This is a genomic window from Ruminococcus sp. RTP21198st1_G1_RTP21198_201120, from assembly GCF_040924265.1.
Lineage (GTDB): Bacteria > Bacillota > Clostridia > Oscillospirales > Ruminococcaceae > Hominimerdicola > Hominimerdicola aceti.
Genome location: NZ_JBCOMH010000042.1, coordinates 1 through 1,325 on the forward strand (window position 1 = coordinate 1; position 1,325 = coordinate 1,325).

A 1,325-nucleotide genomic window follows, 5' to 3' on the forward strand; every position below is an offset into this window, starting at 1 on the left:
TTGTTCATAATGCTTTCAACAGTAGTGGCTTTCTGGAGATTGCCCGTACCCTCCATAGACACACGAACTTCGGTAACGGCACAATCCTCGTTTTCAACCTTGTGAATAAAGGTCTGGAAACGCTTTTCATCACCGTCAAGAACTCCGTTGCCATCGGTATCGGGATTCAGCGGATCTGTTTCAAAGTAGATCTCGTCACCGTCCTCAAGTCCGTCATCGTCGGTGTCAACCTTGAGCGGATCTGTGCTGTAAGTGTTGATCTCCTCACCGTCATTAAGTCCGTCGCCGTCCGTATCATCATTATAAGGCTCTGTACCAAGTTCATACTCCTGAAGATTTGTTAATCCGTCTTCATCAAAATCCTCATCGCAGTCAAGGACGCCGTTGTCATCGGTATCGGGCTTTGTTGGATCTGTTCCAAGCGTTAATGCCTCGTATCCGTCAGGAAGTCCGTCACCATCTGTGTCAGGATTGTACGGGTCTGAGCCGATTTCCTTTTCAATAAGGTTAGGCAAACCGTCCTCGTCTGTATCGGCAAGGTACTGCCAATCGTCCATTGTCCAGCTGAGTTCTTCGCTCTCTGTGCCAACTAATTCAGCCCATGAACTGCTGTAGTTGATATTAGCTCCATAACCGTCGATAACAACATTCTGTGCAATGATAAGTCCATTCATATTGAAATTGTCGCAGTCTATGGTAACAGTTCCGAACGGAGCATAGATCAGACCGTTTACAGTTGCCTGACTGTTTGAGATATCAATATCGCCGAATTTTGAATAGATAACTGTATTATTTCCGTTGAGATTTCCGCCTGTAAGATCAACGTCCGAAACAGCACCCACAGCGTCATTCAAGCTGATATTGCCGTCTAAATTCAGTCTGCCTGTTACATAGATCGGGTCATTTATATTCACATTCATATCGGAATATGTGTAATCCTCGTCGTATGTATCGCAGTTTTCTGTAAAATATTTGTCTGCAAGCTTGGTGTGAATAAGTATCATATCGCAGCTTACATCAAATACATCTTCGGTTTCTTCTCCCTCTGTATTGTCTTCATCTGTAATATCGTCAATATCTGTAACAGTACCGTTGATATTGGGATACTGAGCGGTTGCCCCAAACACACCGTTTGTATATGCACTGCCGTTGAGTGTGAAATTGTCAGTGTTTATTGTGATGCCTGCGTCATTGTCTGCGGCAAAAACAGCATAGGGATACTTGGCGGTTTCCTCAGCCGCTGCCGGCATGACAGCTGCCACACTCGCTGTCATAGCTAAAGCCAGTACTCCGGATAGCGTTCGCTTGAGCCGTGACTTTGTTTT

At 45.2% G+C, this 1,325-nt stretch carries 1 pseudogene; it reads right to left on the reverse strand.

The features are described 5' to 3' along the window. Positions 1–1,274, reverse strand: a pseudogene (locus tag AB5627_RS14185) (hypothetical protein); the annotation flags it as partial. Positions 1,275–1,325 lie beyond the last annotated feature (51 nt).